This window comes from Intrasporangium chromatireducens Q5-1, from assembly GCF_000576575.1.
GTDB classification, from domain to species: domain Bacteria; phylum Actinomycetota; class Actinomycetes; order Actinomycetales; family Dermatophilaceae; genus Intrasporangium_A; species Intrasporangium_A chromatireducens.
The window spans coordinates 1-6,280 of the sequence record NZ_AWQS01000221.1; the positions used below are offsets into that span (position 1 = coordinate 1).

Below are 6,280 nucleotides of genomic sequence, written 5' to 3' on the forward strand. Positions count from 1 at the left end.
TTTTAGTGTTGTTCTGGGGGCAAGAGTGCCGGCTCTCCCGTAGGCTCGATCAGTTCGATCGAGCCGCGGGAGAGCCGGCGCTCCGCATGTCTCAGGGGTTGTTGTGGCTGCTGGTGCCGATGTTGATGTGCCTGCGTGTCCTGACCCGTCGCACGCCGGGTCGGTGGTGAGGCGCAAGGGCTTGCGCCGGACTCAGGGCCAGACGAAGCAGCGGTACGAGTGCGTCCCCGCTGCCGCGGCTCGCCACTTCTTCCTCGGGCCGCTTCCGGAGGACCCGCCGTCGCCTCCGCGTGCGGTGTCGCACTGCCCGGAGCCGGGCCATGCCGACGGGCGCCTGCAGTCCCGCGGGACGCGCGTCACCAAGGCCGGGACCTGGCACCGGTTCAGGTGCCTTCGCCCGGACCGCAGCCACCACCAGTTCCAGGTGCTGACCGACGCGGACGGCTCGGTGCTGCACTCGATGCACCGCCCGCCGGCGTGCCCGGAGCACGGCGGGTCACGGGTCACACGCCACGGCGCGTACGGCACCGGGGCCAGGCGCCGGCAGCGGTACCGCTGTCAGCCTCGTGAAGGTGTCGGGGCGCACACGTTCACGCCGCCGCTGACCCGGGAGGTCGTCGCCGTGGGCACGGAAGCGTGTGCGACGTGCGACGAGCTGCTGTCCCCGCACCGGGGCGCGCTGACGGGGGCTAGGCACACGCCCTGGTCGCTGTCGCTGTACGCGCGCGTGCTGAACGAGCTGTCGATGGGGGCGAGCTACTCGGCGACGTCGCTGATGATGCGCACGTACCGCGACCGGGCCCGCCGCCACCTGCACGAGATGCACGGGCTGGACCTCGACGGCGTGGCTGGCGCACCGGCTCCGGTGGCCGATGCCGGGCTGACGCTGACGCAAGCCGGGGGCGGTCGGGGCAACGGCGCGTGGCATCTGGCGGCGAACGTTGTCGAGCAGTACGCGCCGCTCGTGTGGCGGGAGGTCAAGGCTCAGATGGAGGCCCGGGAGACGGCGCAACGGGTCGCGAACGACGCCCATCTGGCGTCCTGGCCGGCCGACCGGCTCGACACCCCGGTGACGTGGCTGCTCGACGAGCACCACGTCAACGTCGCGACCCGGCGTGCCTCCGACGGGCGGCGCCGGCGCAAGACCTGGTTCATCCTCGTCGTCGTCGAGGTGCACTGGCACCCGCCGGCCGCCGGCATGGACCTGCCCCGGCGGGAGTACCGGCTGCGGCTGGCGCGGGCCTACCCGCGCGGCAACGCGCAGGCGTGGCGGTTGGTGTTCCACGAGCTCGGCGTCCGACCCGACTTCGTCATCGCCGACCACGGAGGGGCCATCGCCTCGGCCTTGGAGTCCGAGTTCGGGGCGGAGGTGGGCTTCATCCCGAGCCTGTTCCACATGCGGCGGCGGCTCCGCGAGACGCTGGGGGACCTGCCCGGGGCGACGACGAAGCGGCATGGGCGGCGTGTCCTCGTGGACGCGCTTGCCGCCAAGCTCGACGTCCTGGCCCGCGAGGACCTGCTCACCGGAGGCGCCGCCGCCTGGGCGGCGTGGTGGGACGAGCTCGAGGCAGCCGTGACCGCGCTCCCAGCGCCGGTGCTCGGACTGCTCGAGCAGCGCAAGCTGTACGAGCCGAAGGTTGCCGCCGCACTGCCTCTGCTGCACGTCAACCCGCACCTGCCCGCCTCCAACGCTGCGGTGGAGAACAACATCCGCCACCAACTCGAGCCGTTCCTGGAGAACCGCAAGCAGGGCTACCGCAACCTGGCCCGGCTCAACTACCTGCTCGACCTGGCCGTGGCCCGCTCGCAGGGCGCGTTCACCGACCTCGAGGCCATCGCGCACCTCATCCGCGTCGACAACGAGCAGGCCGGCGGCTGGGCGTACGCGCCGCGGGCCCTAGCCGATACCCAGCCACCGCCATCGGCCCCGGACCGTACGCCCGCGCGGTACGCATCGCTGTTCAACACCCTGCTGGTCGGCGCCCTCGTCGAGCAGCGCCTCGGCACCGCTGCCGGCAGGACGACAGCTGAAGTGGGGCTCGACACGCTCGGGCTGAGCGCCTCGTCAAGCGCCTCGAGCCCCTCGACGCCGGGCAGCTCGAACGGGAGCGGACCGCGGCCGAGTGAGGCCTCGTGAGCACGACACGGTCGCTGACCGACCCGCAGTTCGAGCTGTTCGAGCAGCTGACCGCCCGCCCGTTCCTGGTGCTGGACACCGAGTACTGCCGCGACCCCGACGGTGACGGTGACCGGCTCATCTCCTTGGCGCTCGTCCCCGTCGTGCGTGGCCGGCGCCGCAGCGCCACCGTGGGCGAGCTGTACGTCGAGATGAACCCGGGCGTGCCCATCGACGCCGCCACGCGCGCCGTGCACGGCTTCACCGACGCCGACGTCGCTCGGAAGCGACGGTTCGCCTTCCACGTCGGCAAGGTCCTGGCCGCCCTCGCGCGTCCCGACGCCATCCTCGTGGCGCACACCGGAGCGGACGTGCGCGTCCTGCGCCGCGAGCTCGAACGGCTCGACGAGGCCGCGCAGGCCACCGGCCGGCTTGCCCCGACCGGCCTGGCTGACCTGCCAGATCTGCCCATCATCGACACGAGCACCCTGCCTCGGCTGCTGCGCTACCCCGGCATCGGGAACCGGAGCGTCATCAGCCTGGCCGACCTGTGCCGGCTCACCGGTGTGCGCAACCCGCAGGCGCACCACGCCCGGGCTGATGCTCGGACCACCGCCGACGTGCTCATCCAGCTGCTCATCGAGGCCGCCCGCAACTTCACCTACCGAGACCTCCCGTCCCTGCTCGCTGCGCACGACCGTGGCACCACGCACACCCCGAAGCTGCCCCAGTACCTCACCGGGCGCGGCCTGGCCCAACGCGGCCCAGGCGCCGCGCACCTGTCCCGGCACATGAGCCCGATGGTCCACGCCGCCACCGCCGGCGAGATCGACGACTGGCTCGGCCGCGCGCTGGAGTGCTCCCGGCTGCGCTGCCCCCACCTCCGCACCGAAGCCGCCCTCGCCGCCCCCGCGAACGGGACCGCGATCCTGGATCTGCTCATCGCGCTGCTGCCCCAGCTCACCGAGCCCGGTCAGCCCGGGACCCTGCTCGGCGCCGTCGACGCGCTGCTCACCGGGTCCGGGCCGGCCACCGACCCACCCAGCAAACCGGCACTCGCCTTCAGCCGGGCGCTGAGGTGGTGGAGCCAGCAGCGTGCTCGGGTGGTCGCCAGCGTCCCGTGCTCCAGCCTCGGACGCTGCCCAGACTGCCAAGCCGCAGCGGGCTGCCCACGCGACCTGCTGTACCAACCCGTCACCCGCATCGCGACCCTCGGGGAACGCCACGTCCTGGATGTCTCCGCCATCAAGGACCGCCTCTTCGGGAACCGGTCCGACCGGCGCGTCCACGCGTGGAGCGAGCGGCATCCACGGGAGACGGCGTACATGACCTGGCTAGTCGCGACGTGGAGCGTGGAGCACGACCGTGACGACGCGCCGTTCATCGACGTCGCCATCAGCAAGAACATCCACCACCTCGAACCACGCCTAGCGCTGCTCGCCTGCCAGCGCATCGCGGAAACGCACGCGTACACGACCGCGAAGGCCGTCGCCGACACGTGCCTGGAGCACGCGAGCACCGACCCTGCCTACGACGAGCTGCGTCTGTGGACCACCTGGCATGAGCAGGCCGCGGCCCGTGCTGCCAAGGCCCAAGCCGCGCGCGTCATCACCCATCCACGGCTCGCGCGGCCTCCAGGGCGGGTCCACCCGAACCCGTACCTACCGCAGCCCTGAAGCCCACCGCCGGGGGAGCGGCTCAGATGCCGCAGAACATCAGGGCGGTCGCCAGCGACGTGACGGTGAGCACCAGGAGGACGGCAACAGCCATCGGGGCGTGGCGCATACGCAACATCGTCGCCACTCCGGCCGCAAACACGACCAGCCCCACACCAGCCACCATCCATGCGGCGCCAGTGCTCCAGTCGTAGCCCGCGGTGAGACCAGACATCAAGACGAGCCAGACCAAGGTGACACCAGCACTGATGCGCACCCGGTTCCGAAGTCTCATCGACACGATGGGGTTGTCCGCGTTACTGCTGACTTCTGGCGCGTCGGTAGGCGTCGTCACCCCCGCGAACCTACAGCCTGCGTTCGCCTCCGCACGAGGTTTCATCGGGTTCCGCCCGAATCCGGGGGGTCCTGTCGGGCGGTCGGGCGGTGGGGCCGTGGCGCGCGAGTCCATGCCTGGCATCGTGCCTGACCCGACGGCGACGGCACTGGGCTCAGTCAGGGCAAGGCGCGCTGCGACACGCGAGCCGTCGCAGGGGTGCGCGGCGAAGCCGTTGCCGTGGGCCACGCTCCGAACAAGAGGGTGCGCCTCCCAGCCGTAGCTGGGAGGCGCACCTCAGTGGTACCGATTTGCCCCCGGTACCCCCACTAAAAGCCGAACAGGCCACCTGGGGACAGGGCTACGCCACCGAAGCCGCGGCCGCCCTGTTGCATTGGGCGCAGGAGCGGCTTCCTGACGAACTGGTCGTCGCCCGTATCCGCCCGACGAATCTCGCCAGTCAGAGGGTCGCCACAAAGATCGGGCTGCGACGCGATCCCACCTTCGACGGCCAAGGCGAGGATGGCTTGGACTGGGCGTTCACCGACCGCTCGTGAGGCTCCTCCTCGGCGCGCTCTTCTGCTGGATTGCGGTCATGGCAGCGCGCCAGCGGGCCCGTTGGCCTCAGGACAAGCACGGCCCATGTCCCCGTGGCGCCTGTGCCGGATCGGCCGTCCAGCGACTTCGAAGGCTCTAGCATCACGGCATGAAACGGAGGTTGGCCCTGCTGGCGTCGGCCGTCGCGGGTGTCTTGTTGGTAGTGGCGACAGTGGCGTACCGCTCGGCCTATGGCACTTGGTGGCATGCGCCAGAACGCATCTCCTACTGCGACCGAACCTACGTGGCCGGCACGACGGATCTGAGTCTGGCAGATGTACGCGCACGGGTTAGCCAGGGTGGGATGGGAGGCGATGCTGCGCACCGGTTGGCGGTCATTGGCAAGGCGCCGCCGCTGGTTGGCGCGGAGATGTTGGCCGCCGTAACGTCGGAAGTGGAACGTCGGGAACATCGAGTGCCATGCACTATGGGGCTGTATCTCAAAACTGGGGAGGACGCCTATACCGCTTACGGCCTGAGTGGTGGGCCCTAACCGAAACGCCCCTGAATCCACCTCCGCTTGTGCTGCGAGAGATGGCCCGACTGGCGGCGGTATGACGCAATGCCGGCCTCCCCTACGTCCAAGTCGAGGAGCGCCGAACCTGGTTGAAGATCGTCTCGACCTCCTGGTCGGACAGGACGGGCGGCAGTGCTGCAGCCCACCGGTGCAGCCCGCGCCGTGTGGTGATGGCGACGTCTGGAGGCGGCGTACGAATCGTGATGCTGCTGGGGTCAACGAGAACGATCACGCTGCGCGCCTTGATGGTGCTACCCGTGGCGGCCGTCAGCAGTCGGCTGGCGCGGGCTGCCTCGTGCCGCGAGTTGCGCAGGTACGGCTGCTTATGTCCGTTCACCATGAAGGTGTTCGCGCCGATCCATATTCGGGCGCCCGGGTGCGCCTTGGTGTTCAGGGTGAAGACGCCTCCTGGACCCACGAGGACGTGATCGATGTCCGAACCTCTGGCTCCCACAGGGACCGAGTGGACGTAGCGCCACGCTCCTGGACGGGCGATGCGCCAGAGCTCAGCAGCCACCGTCTCCTCGCCACGGGCGCCTTGGGTCCAGGCGCGGGTTTCGCGCCTGGCGGCGAGGTCGAACCACCGTGGTGAGGGCAGCTCGGCGGCGTGCTGCCAGAGGCGTTGTCCGGGGTCATTCCTAACAAGGTCCCGCCAGCCCGCCTGGGGAGGATCCACCGGTACCTTCCAGGCGGGATGGTCCAGTTGCCATTCTCGGTGGGCCGCAACGGCCCGGCTGCGCTGCCGTCGCGCACGGCGCCGGTCGAACCAGCCGAGCAGCCCGCGACCGGTGGGCAGTTCGGGCGGCGTTGGCTCGCTCGGGGTCCCCGCGCAATTGATGCCGTGCGTGCGGATCCAGTCGCACAGAACGTGGTCCATCAGCTGGGTGCAGTCCGGCGAGGTCGGGTAGTCGTGTCCGGTGTCGAGGTCGCGGTAGCCAGCTATGGTGCCGTCGCTGAACCAGACATAGGCGCGATTGATTCCTGGTTCTTGGCGCCACGAAATCTCTGCAGACAACACGAGATGAAGGATGCTGTTGACCGTCGTTCATTTTGCAGATGAC

General features: G+C 70.2%; 5 protein-coding genes. 3 read left to right on the forward strand and 2 right to left on the reverse strand.

Annotation, left to right across the window (positions count from 1 at the left end):
* The first annotated feature begins 181 nt into the window (after positions 1–181).
* On the forward strand, positions 182–2,137 hold the full coding sequence (locus N864_RS18020) for a hypothetical protein (protein WP_155893002.1): 1,956 nt from the start codon (positions 182–184) through the stop codon (positions 2,135–2,137).
* Complete coding sequence (locus N864_RS18025) at positions 2,134–3,792, forward strand: 3'-5' exonuclease (RefSeq protein WP_034720255.1); 1,659 nt, start codon at positions 2,134–2,136, stop codon at positions 3,790–3,792. Before N864_RS18020 ends, N864_RS18025 begins: the two co-directional genes overlap by 4 nt.
* A gap of 22 nt (positions 3,793–3,814) precedes the next feature.
* Here the strand turns inward: N864_RS18025 and N864_RS18030 are convergent, their stop codons facing one another.
* Positions 3,815–4,126, reverse strand: coding sequence for a hypothetical protein (locus tag N864_RS18030; RefSeq protein WP_155893003.1), 312 nt, complete (start codon positions 4,124–4,126; stop codon positions 3,815–3,817).
* Between the two features lie 89 nt (positions 4,127–4,215).
* Between N864_RS18030 and N864_RS26480 the strand changes: the two genes are divergently transcribed.
* Positions 4,216–4,662 (forward strand): GNAT family N-acetyltransferase, encoded by a 447-nt coding sequence (locus N864_RS26480; protein WP_420805222.1) that lies wholly within the window; start codon positions 4,216–4,218, stop codon positions 4,660–4,662.
* A gap of 615 nt (positions 4,663–5,277) precedes the next feature.
* Here the strand turns inward: N864_RS26480 and N864_RS24295 are convergent.
* Positions 5,278–6,234, reverse strand: coding sequence for a nuclease-related domain-containing protein (locus N864_RS24295; protein WP_205620995.1), 957 nt, complete (start codon positions 6,232–6,234; stop codon positions 5,278–5,280).
* Positions 6,235–6,280: the final 46 nt, after the last annotated feature.